Below are 231 nucleotides of genomic sequence, written 5' to 3'. Positions count from 1 at the left end.
CCGCTCTCCCGTCGTCGGCCCCGACGACGGCGCCTCCGACGATCGAAGCGGTCGTGCCGTCCCCTCCCGCCTCGTCCGTCGACGCAGCGGCGGGTGCGCGCGCCGGCGCCGTCGGCGGGACGAGCACGGGGTCGGAAGGCCGGATGTCCCGCCTCGCCGGCCCGGCGCCGGTCGGAGCGACGGCCACGCTCGTGCCCCCGACCGGGGCCACGACCGTCCCCGAGACCTCCT

Annotated in this window: 1 protein-coding gene; it reads left to right on the top strand. The window is 79.7% G+C overall.

The window, feature by feature from the left end:
* The coding region (locus KVS71_RS19355; RefSeq protein WP_217585337.1) for a hypothetical protein at window positions 1-231 on the top strand (231 nt) is incomplete at both ends.

It is taken from the genome of Microbacterium sp. GbtcB4, assembly GCF_019091465.1.
In the GTDB taxonomy this organism is placed as follows: domain Bacteria; phylum Actinomycetota; class Actinomycetes; order Actinomycetales; family Microbacteriaceae; genus Microbacterium; species Microbacterium paraoxydans.
This window is presented reverse-complemented; position numbering and strand designations above follow the sequence as displayed.